The sequence below is a fragment of the uncultured Jannaschia sp. genome (assembly GCF_947494055.1).
In the GTDB taxonomy this organism is placed as follows: domain Bacteria; phylum Pseudomonadota; class Alphaproteobacteria; order Rhodobacterales; family Rhodobacteraceae; genus Jannaschia.
In genome coordinates this window covers 159,144-173,507 of the sequence record NZ_CANLTR010000003.1, presented here as the reverse complement: position 1 = coordinate 173,507, position 14,364 = coordinate 159,144, and the positions used below count along the sequence as shown (strand labels likewise).

16 protein-coding genes and 1 other RNA gene are annotated in these 14,364 nt (G+C 69.0%); 10 read left to right on the top strand and 7 right to left on the bottom strand.

Features of this window, described 5'->3' with window-relative positions:
• Window positions 1–18 precede the first annotated feature (18 nt).
• The gene (locus Q1A87_RS04375; protein ID WP_299647659.1) at window positions 19–531 is read right to left on the bottom strand and encodes a c-type cytochrome; all 513 of its coding nucleotides are present in this window, start codon (window positions 529–531) and stop codon (window positions 19–21) included.
• A gap of 122 nt (window positions 532–653) precedes the next feature.
• Here Q1A87_RS04375 and Q1A87_RS04370 point away from each other — a divergent pair, with 122 nt between their 5' ends.
• On the top strand, window positions 654–1,499 hold the full coding sequence (locus Q1A87_RS04370; protein WP_299647432.1) for a prephenate dehydratase: 846 nt from the start codon (window positions 654–656) through the stop codon (window positions 1,497–1,499).
• On the opposite strand, the gene Q1A87_RS04365 is transcribed toward Q1A87_RS04370, so the two are convergent.
• Entirely contained in the window at window positions 1,496–1,954 is a 459-nt protein-coding gene (locus Q1A87_RS04365) for an SRPBCC family protein (RefSeq protein ID WP_299647430.1), read from the bottom strand. The two genes, Q1A87_RS04370 and Q1A87_RS04365, sit on opposite strands and share 4 nt — an antisense overlap.
• 65 nt (window positions 1,955–2,019) lie before the next feature.
• Window positions 2,020–2,961 (bottom strand): NAD(+) diphosphatase, encoded by a 942-nt coding sequence (nudC, locus tag Q1A87_RS04360; protein WP_299647428.1) that lies wholly within the window; start codon window positions 2,959–2,961, stop codon window positions 2,020–2,022.
• Window positions 2,962–3,068: 107 nt separating this feature from the next.
• On the opposite strand from nudC, the gene ffs reads away from it, so the two are divergent.
• The 7 genes from ffs to Q1A87_RS04325 all read left to right on the top strand — a co-directional run bounded on the left by ffs (window position 3,069) and on the right by Q1A87_RS04325 (window position 8,550).
• Window positions 3,069–3,167: signal recognition particle sRNA small type (ffs, locus tag Q1A87_RS04355), an RNA gene on the top strand.
• 140 nt (window positions 3,168–3,307) lie between these two features.
• Entirely contained in the window at window positions 3,308–3,694 is a 387-nt protein-coding gene (locus Q1A87_RS04350; protein ID WP_299647426.1) for a DUF202 domain-containing protein, read from the top strand.
• A gap of 42 nt (window positions 3,695–3,736) precedes the next feature.
• Window positions 3,737–5,494: a DNA polymerase III subunit gamma/tau gene (locus Q1A87_RS04345; protein WP_299647424.1), complete on the top strand. Its 1,758-nt coding sequence runs from the start codon at window positions 3,737–3,739 to the stop codon at window positions 5,492–5,494.
• A gap of 94 nt (window positions 5,495–5,588) precedes the next feature.
• Complete coding sequence (gene dps, locus Q1A87_RS04340) at window positions 5,589–6,071, top strand: DNA starvation/stationary phase protection protein Dps (RefSeq protein WP_299647422.1); 483 nt, start codon at window positions 5,589–5,591, stop codon at window positions 6,069–6,071.
• A gap of 125 nt (window positions 6,072–6,196) precedes the next feature.
• On the top strand, window positions 6,197–6,541 hold the full coding sequence (locus Q1A87_RS04335; RefSeq protein WP_299647420.1) for a YbaB/EbfC family nucleoid-associated protein: 345 nt from the start codon (window positions 6,197–6,199) through the stop codon (window positions 6,539–6,541).
• Between the two features lie 3 nt (window positions 6,542–6,544).
• On the top strand, window positions 6,545–7,141 hold the full coding sequence (gene recR, locus Q1A87_RS04330) for a recombination mediator RecR (protein ID WP_299647418.1): 597 nt from the start codon (window positions 6,545–6,547) through the stop codon (window positions 7,139–7,141).
• Between the two features lie 101 nt (window positions 7,142–7,242).
• The gene (locus Q1A87_RS04325) at window positions 7,243–8,550 is read left to right on the top strand and encodes an EAL domain-containing protein (RefSeq protein ID WP_299647416.1); all 1,308 of its coding nucleotides are present in this window, start codon (window positions 7,243–7,245) and stop codon (window positions 8,548–8,550) included.
• Between the two features lie 3 nt (window positions 8,551–8,553).
• Here Q1A87_RS04325 and Q1A87_RS04320 read toward each other — a convergent pair whose 3' ends face one another.
• Window positions 8,554–9,186, bottom strand: a complete 633-nt coding sequence (locus Q1A87_RS04320) for a ribonuclease T2 (RefSeq protein ID WP_299647414.1) — start codon at window positions 9,184–9,186, stop codon at window positions 8,554–8,556.
• 128 nt (window positions 9,187–9,314) lie between these two features.
• Between Q1A87_RS04320 and Q1A87_RS04315 the strand changes: the two genes are divergently transcribed.
• Complete coding sequence (locus Q1A87_RS04315; RefSeq protein WP_299647412.1) at window positions 9,315–10,064, top strand: cell cycle transcriptional regulator TrcR; 750 nt, start codon at window positions 9,315–9,317, stop codon at window positions 10,062–10,064.
• 32 nt (window positions 10,065–10,096) lie between these two features.
• On the top strand, window positions 10,097–11,026 hold the full coding sequence (locus tag Q1A87_RS04310; RefSeq protein ID WP_299647657.1) for a cation diffusion facilitator family transporter: 930 nt from the start codon (window positions 10,097–10,099) through the stop codon (window positions 11,024–11,026).
• A gap of 13 nt (window positions 11,027–11,039) precedes the next feature.
• Here the strand turns inward: Q1A87_RS04310 and Q1A87_RS04305 are convergent, their stop codons facing one another.
• Genes Q1A87_RS04305 through ubiA form a run of 3 tightly spaced genes read right to left on the bottom strand, consistent with a single transcriptional unit; the run spans window position 11,040 to window position 14,359 of the window.
• Window positions 11,040–11,363: a hypothetical protein gene (locus Q1A87_RS04305; RefSeq protein ID WP_299647410.1), complete on the bottom strand. Its 324-nt coding sequence runs from the start codon at window positions 11,361–11,363 to the stop codon at window positions 11,040–11,042.
• Window positions 11,360–13,357, bottom strand: coding sequence for an OmpA family protein (locus tag Q1A87_RS04300; RefSeq protein WP_299647408.1), 1,998 nt, complete (start codon window positions 13,355–13,357; stop codon window positions 11,360–11,362). Before Q1A87_RS04300 ends, Q1A87_RS04305 begins: the two co-directional genes overlap by 4 nt.
• Before the next feature lie 60 nt (window positions 13,358–13,417).
• Window positions 13,418–14,359, bottom strand: coding sequence for a 4-hydroxybenzoate octaprenyltransferase (ubiA, locus tag Q1A87_RS04295; protein WP_299647406.1), 942 nt, complete (start codon window positions 14,357–14,359; stop codon window positions 13,418–13,420).
• Window positions 14,360–14,364: the final 5 nt, after the last annotated feature.

The window sequence follows — 14,364 nt, the reverse complement described above, 5'->3', positions numbered from 1 at the left end:
GACCGGGCGACCAATGGGTCAGCTCAGAGATTCGAGATAGGCGATCAGGTTGGCGCGATCCTCGATATCGGCCATGCCGCGATAGGACATCTTCGTGCCCGGCGCGTATTCCTTCGGGTTCTCGATGAAGTGCGAGATCTCCTCGGGTGCCCACGGCCCCTCGATCGAGGCAAGCGCATCGGAATAGGCGAAGCCCTCCACCGCGGCATGCTCGCGCCCGACGACGCCGTCGAGATGCGGTCCGGTCGCGTTCGAGCCGTCGAGCCGGTGGCAGGAGGCGCATTGCCGCCAGAGACCCTCGCCCGCCTCGGCAGAGGCCGCAGCGTAGACCTCCTCGAACGGCACTTCGGGCTCATCGGAGCCGCCGCCGGCCTCCTCGGCCGACGCGACCTCGATGGCGTAACCCTCCGCGTGTTCTTCCTCGCCATGCGACTCGACGCCGACGTGATAGATCGTTTCGCCCGCCCAGGCGCCCAGCAGGAACACGAGCAGCGCGCCGCAGCCCGCGCCCACGATCTTGGTCATCGTCATCGTGTCCATTTTCGGCACCCTTTCGAAGTCGTATCTCGCGGTCGCGCGTCATCTATGTGGTTTCGCATGTCCCTTGCAAGAGATAGGAGATGCGGCGGAACGAAACATCCACGGATCGCGCCATGCCCGCCATCGCCTTCCAGGGGGAGCTCGGCGCCTATTCCCACGAAGCCTGCGTCGCTGCCCATCCCGATCACGCGCCCCTGCCCTGCCGGACCTTCGAGGATGCGATCGCCACGGTGCAGACCGGCGCGGCCGAGCTGGCCATGCTGCCGGTCGACAACTCGACCTACGGGCGCGTGGCCGACATCCACCGCCTGTTGCCGCAATCGGGCCTCAGGATCGTGGGCGAGGCCTTCGTCCGCGTCCGCATCGCGCTTCTCGGGCGACCCGGCGCGACGCTCGACCGCATCCGGCACGTCCGGGCGCATCTCGTTCTGTTGCCGCAATGCCGCGCCTTCCTCGAGCGGCATGGCATCACCGCGGAGGCTGCCGCCGACAGTGCCGGCGCCGCGGCCGATCTGGCCGCGGATGGCGCGGAGACGGACGGCGCATTGGCCTCCGAGCTCGCGGCCGGGATCTACGGCCTCGACGTGCTGGCCCGCGACATCGAGGATCACGGCCACAATACGACGCGCTTCGTCGTCATGTCCCGCAACGCGCAGTATCCCCCGGCCGGCGCCGGTCCGACCAAGACGACCTTCGTCTTCCGCGTCCGCAACATCCCAGCCGCGCTCTACAAGGCGATGGGCGGGTTCGCGACGAACGGCGTCAACATGACGAAGCTCGAATCCTACATGGTGGACGGCCAGTTCTCGGCGACGCAGTTCTACGCCGACATCGAGGGTCACCCCGAGGATCCACCCGTCGCCCGCGCGCTGGAGGAGCTCGACTACTTCACCTCCTCGCTCGACATCCTCGGCGTCTACCCCGCCGATCCCGACCATTTCGACGGCGGCCTGCGCTAGGCCGACCGGCTGCCCCTCTCGATGCGGCGGACGAAGCCCGCGACGTAGTTCCGGTATCGCTGCACCAGCGTCTTCTTCGCGAGTTTGATCGATTGCAGCATGAGTTTCGCGCCGAGGCTGCTGGCCTTGGCTTCCGTCGTCACGGTCAGACGCGTCCGCCGCGGGCCCAATTCCTCGAGCCGGGCATTCGCCGTCAGGTCGATACCGTCGGACTTGCCCGACAGCGTCATTGCATGCGGGGCCGCAAGCTCCGACAGCCGCATCTCGACGTCGCGGGACGCGCCCATCACCTCGGCCTGCGCATCCCAGATGGTGCCGAGCGCGGCCGGACCCGGCGGGCGCCGCTCGACCTCTGCCCGCTGCGACAGACGCGCCTCGAAGGCGTCGAAATCGGTGACGGCGGCCCACACTTCCTCGATGCTGGCGGAGACCTCGTTGGTCGCGACGAATTTCATGCTGGGCTCCCTAATTTTCGGTCGGATGCCGATAGCCGTCTGCCGCGGGTCCGGTCAATCGCATCTCAGTCGAGGCGATCGGCCAGCCAGTTCTCGAGCAGGAACCGCGCGATGGCCCCCTTGCGTGCTGCCTGGACACGCGGATGGTGGCCCTCGAACGCCTCCATCATTTCCTCGCGGGTGAGCCAGAGCGCCTCGGCGATCTCCTCGGGGTCGATGTCGATCGCATCGCTCTCGGCGTGGCCCCAAGCACCCAGCATCAGCGAGCCGGGAAACGGCCAGGGCTGACTGGCGAGGTAATCCACCCGACCCACGCGCACGCCCGTCTCCTCCCAGACCTCCCGGCGCACGGCGGCCTCCAGCGTCTCGCCGGGCTCCATGAACCCCGCGAGGCAGGAGAAGAACCCCTCGGGCCAGGCCGGCGCACGACCGAGCAGGACCGAATTGCCGCGCGTCACGAGCATGATCACGACCGGATCGGTGCGCGGGAAATGCATCCGCGCGCAGTTCGGGCAGGCCCGCATCCAGCCGGCCTTGCCGATCTGCGTCGCCGTCCCGCAATTGGCGCAGAAGTTGTGGGTGCGATGCCATTCGAGCATGCCCTTGGCCGTGGCCGCCAGTTCCGCGTCGAGCGGCGTCAGCTGCGTCATTACGCGCCGAAGCTCGACGAAGGCGGCGCCGGCCGGCAAGTCGGGATGGGTCTGCTCCGAGGCATCGACGAAGCCGCCCACCCCCTCGGTTCCTCCGGCAACGTCGAGGTCGGACACGTCCCGGGCGAACAGGACGGTGCCGTCCAAGCGCCCGAGCAGCACCACGTCTCCCATATCGGCAAAGACGTCGGGTGCGACCCAGTCAAGCGCCACGCGGGTCGGATCGAGCAAGGGCTTGCCCCGCCAGACCGGCAGCACCTTCGCGGGCAACGCGGCGAGCGCGTCCGGGTCCCGCCGCAGGTCCTCCGCCCGGTCCAGCGCGCCTCCGCCGAAGGTGACCGTCTCCGCAAGCCGCATGGTGTCCTCCTTGGGAATGGCGCGTTCCTTGCCTCCAGCATCCGGCAGCCCGGAGCAAGGCCCCGCCCACCCTTGCATCCCGGTCAGTCCCGTTCTATCTCCCGGGTCGAGAGGTTGGCGCGGGCAAGCGCCTCGCCAACCTGGTCAGGACCGGAAGGTAGCAGCCACAACGAGCCCCGCTTGGGTCGTCGTCCAGCCTCTCACCCAGCGAACATTCCTGCATCCGTGGCTGCGCGATATCGCGACCGGGATCGCCGGTGACCCGATCACCAAGCACGCCAGGCACTAACCATTATCAATGCCCTCGTGCATTCCCCCGTCCTGACGCGACCTCTAGGGTAGTGCGATGCCACAGGATCATCCGGACGACGTCGACAACAAGACCGACTGGGCGGAGAAACGCACCGACTGGGCGGAAGATCGCACCATACTCGCCAACGAGCGCACGTTCGCGGGCTGGATGCGGACTGGCATGACCGCCATCGCCATCGCGGTCGGACTGCGCGCCATCTTCGGCGAAGCCGATCCGACTTGGTTGCCGAAGCTGGTCGCGACGATCTTCATTGCGGTCGCCATCATCATCTTCTGGACGGCCCGCCGGAACGCCAGCAAGGCGCAGGGACGCCTCAACGCGCATCGCGCGGAGATGCAGCCGAGCCGCATCTTCACGATCATCGCGATCCTTTTCACTTTCGCCTCCCTCGCCACGGCCTGGGTGCTCTGGGCAATCTGAGCGAGCGCGGGCCACTGGCCACCGGACGCAGCGCCGCCTAGGATGCCGGCCGATCCGGAGGGCCGCATGACCGCGACAGAATACCAGGTGCTCGCCCGCAAGTACCGCCCCGCCACCTTCGCCGACCTGATCGGGCAGGACCCGATGGTCCGCACGCTCCGCAACGCCTTCGCGCACGACCGCATCGCGCAGGCCTTCATCCTCACCGGCATCCGCGGCACCGGCAAGACGACGACGGCGCGGATCATCGCGAAGGGGCTGAACTGCGTGGGGCCCGACGGGACCGGCGGTCCGACGACCGATCCCTGCGGCATCTGCGAGCCCTGCCGCGCCATCGCCGAGGGACGCCATGTCGACGTGCTGGAGATGGACGCGGCGTCGAATACCGGCGTCGGCGACGTGCGCGAGATCATCGACTCGGTGCATTACCGGGCGGCCTCGGCGCGCTACAAGATCTACATCATCGACGAGGTCCACATGCTCTCGACGAGCGCGTTCAACGCGCTCCTCAAGACGCTGGAGGAGCCGCCGGCCCACGTGAAGTTCATCTTCGCGACGACCGAGATCCGCAAGGTCCCGGTCACGGTGCTCTCGCGTTGCCAGCGCTTCGACCTGCGCCGGATCGAGCCCGAGACGATGATCGACCACCTCCGCGGGATCGCCGGGAAGGAAGACGCACGGATCGAGGACGGCGCGCTCGCCCTCATCGCGCGGGCGGCCGAAGGGTCGGTGCGCGACGCGATGTCCCTGCTCGACCAGGCGATCAGCCATGGCTCGGGCGGCGAGGAAACCGGCGTCGAGCAGGTCCGCGCCATGCTCGGCCTTGCCGATCGGGGCCGGATGCTCGACCTTTTCGACCTTGTCATGAAGGGCGAGGCCGCCGCCGCGCTGGAGGAGCTCGGCGCGCAATATTCCGACGGGGCGGACCCGCTCGCCATCCTGCGCGATCTGGCGGAGATCACCCACTGGGTCAGCGTCGTCCAGATCACGCCCGACGCGGTCGAGGATCCGACGATCGGCCCCGACGAGCGCGCCCGCGGACAGGCCTTCGCCGCCGGCCTGCCGATGCGGGCGCTGACGCGGATGTGGCAGATGCTCCTGAAGGCGCTCGAGGAGGTCGGGACCGCGCCCAACGCGATGATGGCCGCGGAGATGGCGATCATCCGTCTCACCCACGTCGCCGACCTGCCCTCGCCCGACGAACTCGTCCGCAAGCTCCGCGACACGCCGCCCGCCTCCGCCCAGACACCCGCCCCGCGCCCCGCCCCGGAGAACGGCGGCGGCTCCGCGATGCGCCGGACGGCCCGCGGGGCGCCGCGACCCGCGACCCTTCCCACGCCGGACGCGGAGGCGACCGAGGCGCTGGCGCGGTTCCAGCACTTCGATCAGGTCGTCGACCTCATCCGCGCCAATCGCGACGTGAAACTTCTCGTCGAGGTCGAGACCGGCCTGCGGCTGGCGAGCTATTCCCCCGGGCGGATCGAGTTCGAGCCCGCCCCGGACGCCGCACCCGACCTCGCGCATCGTCTGGCGGGACGGTTGCAGGGTTGGACCGGCGTGCGCTGGATCACGTCGGTCGTCGCCGGAGGGGGACGACCGACAATCGCGGAGACCCGCGACGGCGATCTGCGCCGGGCCGAAGCCGAGGCCATGGCCCATCCGTTGACGCAGGCGATCCTCGAGGCGTTCCCGGGCGCCGAGCTTGTGGAGGTCCGCACCCGGGCGGCGTTGACGCATGACGCCGCGGAAGAGGCGCTCGCGGAGGTCGAGGAGGAATGGGACCCATTCGACGAGAACTGACCGATCCCGGATCGGCAGGCTTCCCGCCGGGTAATGAAACCGAATGGCCCCGACCGCCGTTCACCCGGCGACACGGACAGCTAAGGAGAGCCCCATGCCCGAGAGTTTCGTCGAAGGTCTCGAGAAACAGACCCAGTCGCAGATGATCGACCTGTTGAACGCGCGGGTCGCCGATTCCGTCGACCTCACGCTCGCGGTCAAGCAAGCGCACTGGAACCTGCGCGGCAGCGGCTATATCGGCGTGCACGAGCTGCTCGACGAGGTGGCGGAACGCATGCGCGAACATACGGACACGATGGCCGAACGGGTGGCGATCATGGGTGGCTATGCCCGCGGGACCACGCAGGAGGCGCAGGCGAACACCACGCTCGACCCCTATCCCGTCGAGTTGACCGACATCCAGGCGCATATCGACGAGCTGGTGAAGCGGTTCAAGCATTTCGGCAAGAACCTCCGGGAGGCGATCGACGCCGCCGACGAGGCGGGCGACGAGGACGTGGCGGATCTGTTCACGGAAGTCAGCCGCGGCGTCGACAAGGATGCCTGGTTCATCGGCGCGAACTCCGCCGAGTTCTGAGATTACTGGCAACATGCGTTTGCAGGGCCGTCCGACCGGGCGGCCCTTTGCATGCGCGGCGCTTGCAGGCGCCTACCCTCGACGCTACCTCGATGGGACGCGACGCAAACGGGAAAGGGACCGGAATGTTCAAGGGTATGGGCGGCCTCGGCGACATGGCCGGGATGATGAAGAAGGCGCAAGAGATGCAGGCCAAGGTAGGCGAGATGCAGGAAAGCCTGTCCTCGATCACCGTAACCGGCGAATCCGGGGCGGGCCTCGTGAAGGCCACCGCGACGGCCAAGGGCGAATTGATCGGCCTCGACATCGACCCCTCGATCTTCAAGCCCGACGAGAAGGAGATGGTGGAGGACCTGATCCTCGCCGCCGTCAAGGATGCCCAGTCCCGCGCCTCCGAACGGGCGCAGCAGGAAATGGGCAAGATCACCGAGGGGCTCGGGCTTCCGCCGGGCATGAAGCTGCCCTTCTGAGCCTTGGAGACGCATCGCGACATCGAGGCGCTGATCGGCATGATGGCCCGTCTGCCGGGCCTCGGCCCCCGATCGGCCCGGCGCGCGGTGCTCCACCTCGTCAAACGTCGCGACACCCAGCTCCTGCCGCTGGCGGAGCTGATGACGGAGGTCGGCCGCGCCGTCCGGACCTGCCTGAATTGCGGCAACCTCGCCACCGGCGACATCTGCGGCATCTGCGCTACCGAGACGCGCGCCAACGGGCAGATCTGCGTCGTGGAGGACGTGGCCGACCTCTGGGCGATGGAGCGCGCGCATGTCTTCGAGGGCCGCTACCACGTGCTCGGCGGTACGTTGTCGCCGCTCGACGATGTCGGACCGGACGACCTCGCGATTCCCAAGCTGCGTGACCGCATCGCCGCCGAAGGGGTCGACGAGGTCATCCTGGCCCTGAATGCGACGGTCGAGGGACAGACCACGGCGCATTACGTTTCCCGCGAGCTGGCACCAACCGGCGTCCGGGTCAGCGGCCTCGCACAGGGCGTGCCGGTGGGCGGCGAGCTCGATTATCTTGATGACGGAACCCTCCGCGCGGCCCTATCGTCGCGAAAACCGTTCTGATCTGCAATTTTCCCCTTTCCGCACGGGGGGCGTTCATCCGACAGAGGCGCAAGAGTACGGTTTCAAACCATCCGGCGGGTACGGCCGGAACGGAGGTCGTGTTGTTCGAACTGGGTATCCTCGTCGTCGTGTCGACGGTCGTGGCGATCTTCTGTTGCTACAGGCTTCGGGACACCGGGTTCACGCCGCCGCCGGAGGGCGAGCCCGCGTCATTCGCCGCCGATGGCGGGGCCGTCGGGGCACTCGCCCTGTTCGACGTGGACAAGCTGCGCGACGTCAATGTCACCCGCAGCTACGATACCGGCGATCGTCTGCTCGACGCGATAGCGGAAGTCATCGAACGCACCATGCCCGCCAACGCGATCTTCGACCGCATGAATGGCGGCCGGTTCGTCCTGTGGTTGCCGCACACGACTTTGCGCGAGGCAGCCGGCGCCGTCGAGCGGGTCCGTGCCCTGGCCTCGACCGCCATCGCCGACAGCGAGCAGGGGATCGTCTCGCGCAGCCTGTCGGCCGGTCTCGTCGCGGCCTATCCCGAGGAAAGCCGGGAGCGGGCCGTCCTGCGCGCAGACGCCGCGCTCGCACGGGCCAAGGTCTTCGGCGGAGACCGGACCGAGATCACCCGCGCGCTGCCGATGCCCGCGCTCATCCCCGCGCAAGCGGAGATCGAGAACGCCATCGTCGAGCGCGCCCTCGAATACCACGTCCAGCCCATCGTCGACCTGCACGATCGCCGCGCCGTCGGGGTGGAGGCGCTGCTTCGTTGGAACCGCCCCGATGGCCAAACCGTCGGCCCGATGAACTTCGTCGATACGCTGCGGCGCCTGCCCCAGGTCGAGACCGAGCTGTTTCCGGACATCGCGATCGAGGCGGCCCAGCCATTGTTGACGGGCGACAGGACATTCTACACGACCTTCAACGTCGATGGCCCGATGCTCGAGGGCAAGGACGGACCGGCTACGCGGTGGATGTCGGTCCTGCTCGAGCGCTTGCCGCCGGAGCAACTCGTGCTCGAGATCGTAGAGACCGCGGTGATCGTGCAGCCCGAGAGCGCGCTCGGCCTGATCGAGCGATTGCGCGCACGCGGCATCCGCATCGCGCTCGATGATTTCGGAACCGGACTGTCGAGCCTCAACCGCCTGCGGCAGTTCCCCGTCGACATCCTGAAGATCGACCGTCTGTTCACCAACGGGCTGGGCGGGGCGGGACGCGAGGAGAAGATCATCGACGGCCTCGTGATCCTGAGCGAGAAGCTCGGCCTCGAGCTCATCGCCGAGGGCATCGAGTCCGAGGCACAGGCGCGGACCCTTGCCGGGCTCGGCGTGCGGTTCGGACAGGGCTACCACCTCGGGCGGCCTGGCCCGGCCGCGGAGTGGGCGCGGAAGCTGTCGAGCCGGGTATCCGCCTGACATTCACCGCATCGGCGACAGCAACGCATCGTCGAGGTCGCAGTCGCGCCGGACGTCGGCGCCGCAATCCCGTGGCGTCAGCGATTTCGTCAGGCAGATCCGCACCTCCTGTATCCGCCCCGCCCGACAGGTCACCGTGACCCCGTCCGGGGACAGGTCCGGATTCGCCTCCAGGAAGGCCGCCTCCACCACCTCCGCGGGGAGCGTGACCTCGCGACCGAGTTCCCGGATCGCCGAGGGCCGCACGATTGCCGCGTAGGCTGCCCGGGAGGCGGCGAAATACGCGGCGGGATCCAGTCCGGAGCAGGTGCCGTGCTTCTTCCATTCATGAAAGGCCAGCCCCGCAGATCCCATGATGTCGACCATCGCGTTCGTCTCGCCGCGGGAGGGCGGCCGTGCGGCGGTCGCGCAATAATCCGGCCAGCCGCGTTCGTATTGCGGCCAGAGCCCGTGCAGGGTGAAGCCGTAGCCCCGGCCCGTCTCGCATTGCGGCGAGTCGCGCGCATCGCCGTCGAGGGCGCACCAGGTCGGCGTCCAGCTCAGCGACAGGACGTAGTAATCGAACGCGCCCGGAGCCTGCGCCGGAGCGGGCGCGGCGGCAAGGAGCGCCAGAAGGGCGGCGACGAGGCGGAGCATTCGGGCCTTTCGCATTGCGGCTATGGTGCGTATATAACGCGCCAAGTTCCCCGAAAGCGAGAACAAGCGGCCCCGCCGCAGCCCCTGATCCGGGCGACGCGAAAGTCATGTCTGAAGGATACGATTCGATGAACAAACCCATCATGGCCAAGGCCACCGCCGTCTGGCTCGTCGACAACACCACGCTCAGCTTCCAGCAGATCGGGGATTTTTGCGACCTGCACGAGCTCGAGGTTCAGGGCATCGCCGATGGCGACGTGGCCGTCGGCGTGAAGGGCTTCGATCCGGTTGCCAACAACCAGCTCACCGCCGAGGAGATCGCGACGGCGGAAAAGAATCCCGGTCACAAGCTCAAGCTGAAATACAACGCCGCCGCTCTGGGCGAGGAGAAGCGCCGCGGCCCGCGCTACACGCCGCTGTCGAAGCGACAGGACCGGCCCGCATCGATCCTCTGGCTCGTGAAGTTCCACCCCGAGCTCACCGACGCGCAGATCTCCAAGCTCATCGGCACCACCAAGCCGACAATCCAGTCGATCCGCGAGCGCACGCACTGGAACATCCAGAACATCCAGCCGATCGACCCGGTCGCGCTCGGCCTCTGCAAGCAGACCGAGCTCGACGCCGCCGTGCAGAAGGCCGCGCAGAAGAGGGCGGCCGAAGGCGAGGTGATGTCCGACGACGAGCGCCGCAAGCTCGTCTCCACCGAGCAGAGCCTCGGAATGGATGCCGACGAGGAGCCGCGCATGCCGTCCAACATCTCCGGGCTGGAAACCTTCAGCCTCTCGGACGACGAAGAGGAGACCGACAAGCGCGACATCCGGGACGCCGACAGCTTCTTCAACATTCCCGAGGGCGAGCGGGACGAAGACCGGGATTGACCTCGGTCAGGCGGGTCGCGATGCCGGAAGGCATGATGTCACCCGCCCGTCTCTCCGTCGGAAGCCTTGCCGTCGGACTTCTCGTCCTGCTTCTCAAGGTTCTCGCCTGGCAGATGACGGGGTCGGTCGCGCTGTTCTCCGACGCGCTCGAGAGCATCGTGAACCTCGTCACGGCGGGGGCCGCCTTCGCCGCCATCCGCGTCGCGGCCCGTCCGGCCGACCGGAGCCACCCCTGGGGTCACCAGAAGGCCGAATACCTCGCCGCCGTCCTCGAAGGCGCGCTCATCGTCTTCGCGGCGCTCCTGATCCTGCGGGAGGCGGCGGGCGTGCTGCTCTCCGGGGCCGAACGCGCGCTCGAGGCGCCCTGGTTCGGCCTCGCGATCAACGGCGCGGCCACGGCGATCAATCTCGTCTGGGCCCGCATCCTGTTGCGCGGCGGGCGGGCGGCGGGCTCAGCGGCGCTCGTCGCGGACGGCCATCACCTGATGGCGGACGTCATGACGTCCTTCGGCGTGGCGCTCGGCATCGTCCTCGCCGGTCTGTCAGGTATCTGGCTGCTCGACCCTCTGCTCGCCATCGCCGTGGCGATCAACGTCCTGTGGTCCGGCTGGATCGTGATCCGTGCTTCGCTCCCCGGCCTGATGGACGCGGCGCTTCCGCCCGAGGAGCAGGCCGCCATCCGCGCCGAGATTGCCGAGGTCGGCGGCGGGGCGGCGCAGGCGCACGACCTCAGGACGCGCAGCGACGGACGCGTCACCTTCATCGACTTCCACCTGATCGTGCCGGGCGACATGCGCGTGGACGCGGCCCACGCGATCTGCGACCGCATCGAGGCGCGGCTGCGCGCCTCTCGCCCGAATGCCAGCGTCACCATCCATGTCGAGCCGGAGCACAAGGCGAAGGATGCCGATGCGCCGGGGGATGTGGTGCTGATCGACCCGGCGGCCCCGCCCGGATCGTGACGAAGCGGGAGGGTCAGGCGTTCAGCGTCTCGAGATATCCGCGAAGCTGCGCCGCCTCCTGGCGCGCCTCGCGCAGGCCCTCCATCGTCGCGCGCAGTTCCGCCTCGGTGCTCGACAGCTTGCCCTGCAATTCCTGCTCGCGCAGATGCAGATAGGCGATCGCCTCGTCCCGCTGCTCCTCGGCGTCGTGCAGCGCCTGCGCCATCCCTTCGAGTTCGGCCACGTCGGAGACCGTCACCCGGCTGAACCGATGGACGAGCCACGACGCGAACCAGCCCAGAATGAAGGCCACGAAGAGGACCAGAGCGATCGCGACGACGAACTCGGTGCGGTTCATTCCGCGTCTCCCGCAGCCTCGTCCGACCCGCCATCCGGATCGGCCGCGGCCGCGGCGGCCTCCTCCGGCGTGTCCGGCGTCGCGTCCTCGACCGCCGCGTCGTCGGGCAGGTCGCCCGGCTCCGGCACCGTGATCGCCGGCGTCGCGGCCCAGTCCTCGGATACGCGCCGGCCGAGCAGGGTGAAGGTGATCCGCCGGTTCGCCTCCCGCCCCGCCTCGCTGCCGTTGTCCGCGATGGGCTGCGTCTCGCCGTAGCCTTCGGCCACAAGCTGGCGGGGCGACGCGCCCCGCGCGATCAGCGCGTTGCGCACCGCCTCCGCCCGGGCCTGACTCAGCTCCAGGTTCATCACCTCACGCCCCTGGCTGTCGGTATGACCGCCGATTTCGAAATAGGCCCGCTTGCAGGCGTCCAGCTTGTCGGCCAGCCGCCCGATCTGTCCCTCGCCCGCCGCCTCGATCACCGGCTCGCCCGGCGCGAAGGTCAGTTTCTGCTCGGTCAGGATCGCATTGAGCTCGGTCTCGCATTCCTCGGGGGTGGGGATGCTGAGGAGGGGGTCGAGCTCCTCGTCGTAGGTGACGTCGATCCGGTATTCCGCCTCCGCGCCCAGCTTGTCGGCGAGAAGCCCCGCGATCTCCGCCTCGGCCTCGGCATTGCCGGTGACGCCGCGCAGGATCATCGTGTCGGGCTGCACCACCGCGGTGCCGCTGGCGAGATGCGACAGCGCATCGATCCCGGCCAGCACGCGGACGGGCCAGCCCTGCGGCAGCGAGGTATCCGTACGCGTGGCGATATAGGTGTCGGCCACGCCGAAGAGCCCGCGCCCGTAGCTTACCACGGCAGCCTTCTGCGCGTCGTCGTACAGCTTTCCGCGAAGCTGCACCTGCCCCTCGGGCGCGAGCGTGGCGACGAATTCCGGCGGGCCGCTCTCGGTCTCGCCCGTCCCGTCCGCCTGCGCCGGCGCGGGCCGGACGGCGGAGAGGACGAAAAGGTCGGGCAGCGCGGTCTCGAGCTCGGCGGTGACGCGGTCGAACAGATCGGGCTCCACTCCGCCCCGCGCCACCAGCGAGACAGCCGCGTCCGACAGCGTGAGCGCCCCGCCGCCCAGACGGTCCAGTGCGGCGATTCCGAGCGCGGCCGCCTCGCCCCACGAGGCGGACGGCACGCCCAGACCCATGACGCAATCGGCCTTGCCCGCGAACCCCGTCTCGCGGAGGGCCGCGACGATCCGCGCCTCGGCCTCGGCGCTGTCCACCGCGCAGGCGCTCAGCCGGGGCGCGCCCGCCTCCGGCATGGCGTAGCGCAGCGTGAAGGGCGCGATGACGGGCAACGGCGCCCCGATGTCGAGCGTCAGCGCGACGCCCGCGGGCTTCAGGCCCTTCAGCTCCCGCTCGACCGCATGCTTCGCCTCGTCGCTATCGGCCACCGCGGTCACGGTGACGCGCCCGGGCGCGACCGACACCTTGGAGCGCGGCAATTCCTCCGCCGCCGTCAGCGCGAAGCGCAGCGTCGTGATCCAGTCCTCCGGAACGGGATGATCCGCCGTCTCGACCATGTTCGTGACCTCGAGCGCGTCGCCGCCGACCTCCGCCACGAGCCCGTCGATTGCCTCTGGCCCGCCCTCGGCCGGAACGAGGCCGATCAGCGACACGCCGGTCTCGTTGCGCAGGATCTCCAGCGAGAAGCGCGGCGGCGTGACCGAACGGGCGGGCGCGACCTGCATCTGGTCGATGACGCGCGCCGGATCGACGATCGCGCCGGCCGCGGTGATCGCGCGGAAGCGGGCCGGCTCGTCCGGGGCGGTGCCGCGAAGCACGAGCCGCAGCCCGTCGGTCTCCACCTCGGCCCAATCGAGCCCCTCCGCCCCGAATGCGCTGGCGACGGCCGCCCGCGAGCTGTCCTCGAGGTAATCCGCCGCGACCAGCGCCCCGCCCGCAGAGGCGGCGAGGGCGAAGGTGAACGCGGCGAACGTGGCGATCGTGCGTTTGCGGCTCATGAGACCCCGGCATGTCTGGTGCGGCGGTGTCTGATTAACCAGACCCCGGCGCGGGAGCAATCAGACGAGTGCGGCGGCGGCTAAAAACGGCAGGAGCAACAGACCAGCCGCGCGGTTCGACCGGAACAGCCACAGACAGTTCGACGGATCGGCGATGTCGAGCCGTCGCGCCTGCCACGCCAGATGCGCGGCGAAGGCGAGGACGCCGAGCGAGGCCACCAGCGCCGGCCCGACCGGCAGAGCGGTCGCCACGGCAAGCGCGAGGCCGAGCACCGCAATTGCCGCGAAGGCCGCGAGCCACGGCTCAGGCGTGTCGCCGAACCGCCGCGCGGTGGACTTCACTCCGATCAGCGCGTCGTCCTCGATATCCTGGTAGGCGTAGATCGTATCGTAGAAGAGCGTCCAGGCGATCCCGCCCAGATAAAGGAACACCGGCGGCCAGCCGAGCCCGCCCGTATGCGCAGCCCAGGCCAGAAGCGCCCCCCAGTTGAACGCGATCCCGAGGAAGACCTGCGGCCACCACGTGAACCGCTTGGCAAAGGGATAGATCGCGACCGGCAAAAGCGAGAGGACACCCAGCGCGATCGCGGCCCGGTCGAAGGTCATCAGGATCGCGCATGCCAGCAGCGCCTGCGCCGCCAGCCAGAGGAGCGCCGCCCGCACGGAGACCTGCCCCGAGGGGATCGGCCGCGACCTCGTGCGCGCGACCCCCGCGTCGATGTCGCGGTCGGTTACGTCGTTCCAGGTGCAGCCCGCGCCGCGCATCAGCACCGCCCCGATCGCGCAGCCCGCCGCGATCCACAGGTCGACCCAGCAGAACCCCGTTGCCGCCACGGCGAGCGCGAGCCCCCACCAGCACGGGATTAGCAGGAGCCACGTCCCGATCGGCCGGTCCGCGCGCGACAGCCGCAGATAGGAACGCCAGGGGGCCGGCGCGTGCCGATCGACCCAGTTGCCCTTGACGGCATCGGCCACCTGCCCTTGATCGGGGGACGTCTGCATCGGGG

Excerpts from the sequence above, each read along its gene's own strand:
- Q1A87_RS04315 (WP_299647412.1), top strand. The coding sequence starts at position 9,315 with ATGAACAAACCCATCATGGCCAAGGCCACCGCCGTCTGGCTCGTCGAC.
- nudC (WP_299647428.1), bottom strand. The coding sequence starts at position 2,961 with ATGCGGCTTGCGGAGACGGTCACCTTCGGCGGAGGCGCGCTGGACCGG.
- dps (WP_299647422.1), top strand. The coding sequence starts at position 5,589 with ATGCCCGAGAGTTTCGTCGAAGGTCTCGAGAAACAGACCCAGTCGCAG.
- Q1A87_RS04310 (WP_299647657.1), top strand. The coding sequence starts at position 10,097 with ATGATGTCACCCGCCCGTCTCTCCGTCGGAAGCCTTGCCGTCGGACTT.
- Q1A87_RS04370 (WP_299647432.1), top strand. The coding sequence starts at position 654 with ATGCCCGCCATCGCCTTCCAGGGGGAGCTCGGCGCCTATTCCCACGAA.
- Q1A87_RS04350 (WP_299647426.1), top strand. The coding sequence starts at position 3,308 with ATGCCACAGGATCATCCGGACGACGTCGACAACAAGACCGACTGGGCG.
- ubiA (WP_299647406.1), bottom strand. The coding sequence starts at position 14,359 with ATGCAGACGTCCCCCGATCAAGGGCAGGTGGCCGATGCCGTCAAGGGC.
- Q1A87_RS04345 (WP_299647424.1), top strand. The coding sequence starts at position 3,737 with ATGCCGGCCGATCCGGAGGGCCGCATGACCGCGACAGAATACCAGGTG.
- Q1A87_RS04375 (WP_299647659.1), bottom strand. The coding sequence starts at position 531 with ATGACGATGACCAAGATCGTGGGCGCGGGCTGCGGCGCGCTGCTCGTG.
- Q1A87_RS04305 (WP_299647410.1), bottom strand. The coding sequence starts at position 11,363 with ATGAACCGCACCGAGTTCGTCGTCGCGATCGCTCTGGTCCTCTTCGTG.
- Q1A87_RS04300 (WP_299647408.1), bottom strand. The coding sequence starts at position 13,357 with ATGAGCCGCAAACGCACGATCGCCACGTTCGCCGCGTTCACCTTCGCC.
- Q1A87_RS04365 (WP_299647430.1), bottom strand. The coding sequence starts at position 1,954 with ATGAAATTCGTCGCGACCAACGAGGTCTCCGCCAGCATCGAGGAAGTG.
- Q1A87_RS04320 (WP_299647414.1), bottom strand. The coding sequence starts at position 9,186 with ATGCTCCGCCTCGTCGCCGCCCTTCTGGCGCTCCTTGCCGCCGCGCCC.
- Q1A87_RS04335 (WP_299647420.1), top strand. The coding sequence starts at position 6,197 with ATGTTCAAGGGTATGGGCGGCCTCGGCGACATGGCCGGGATGATGAAG.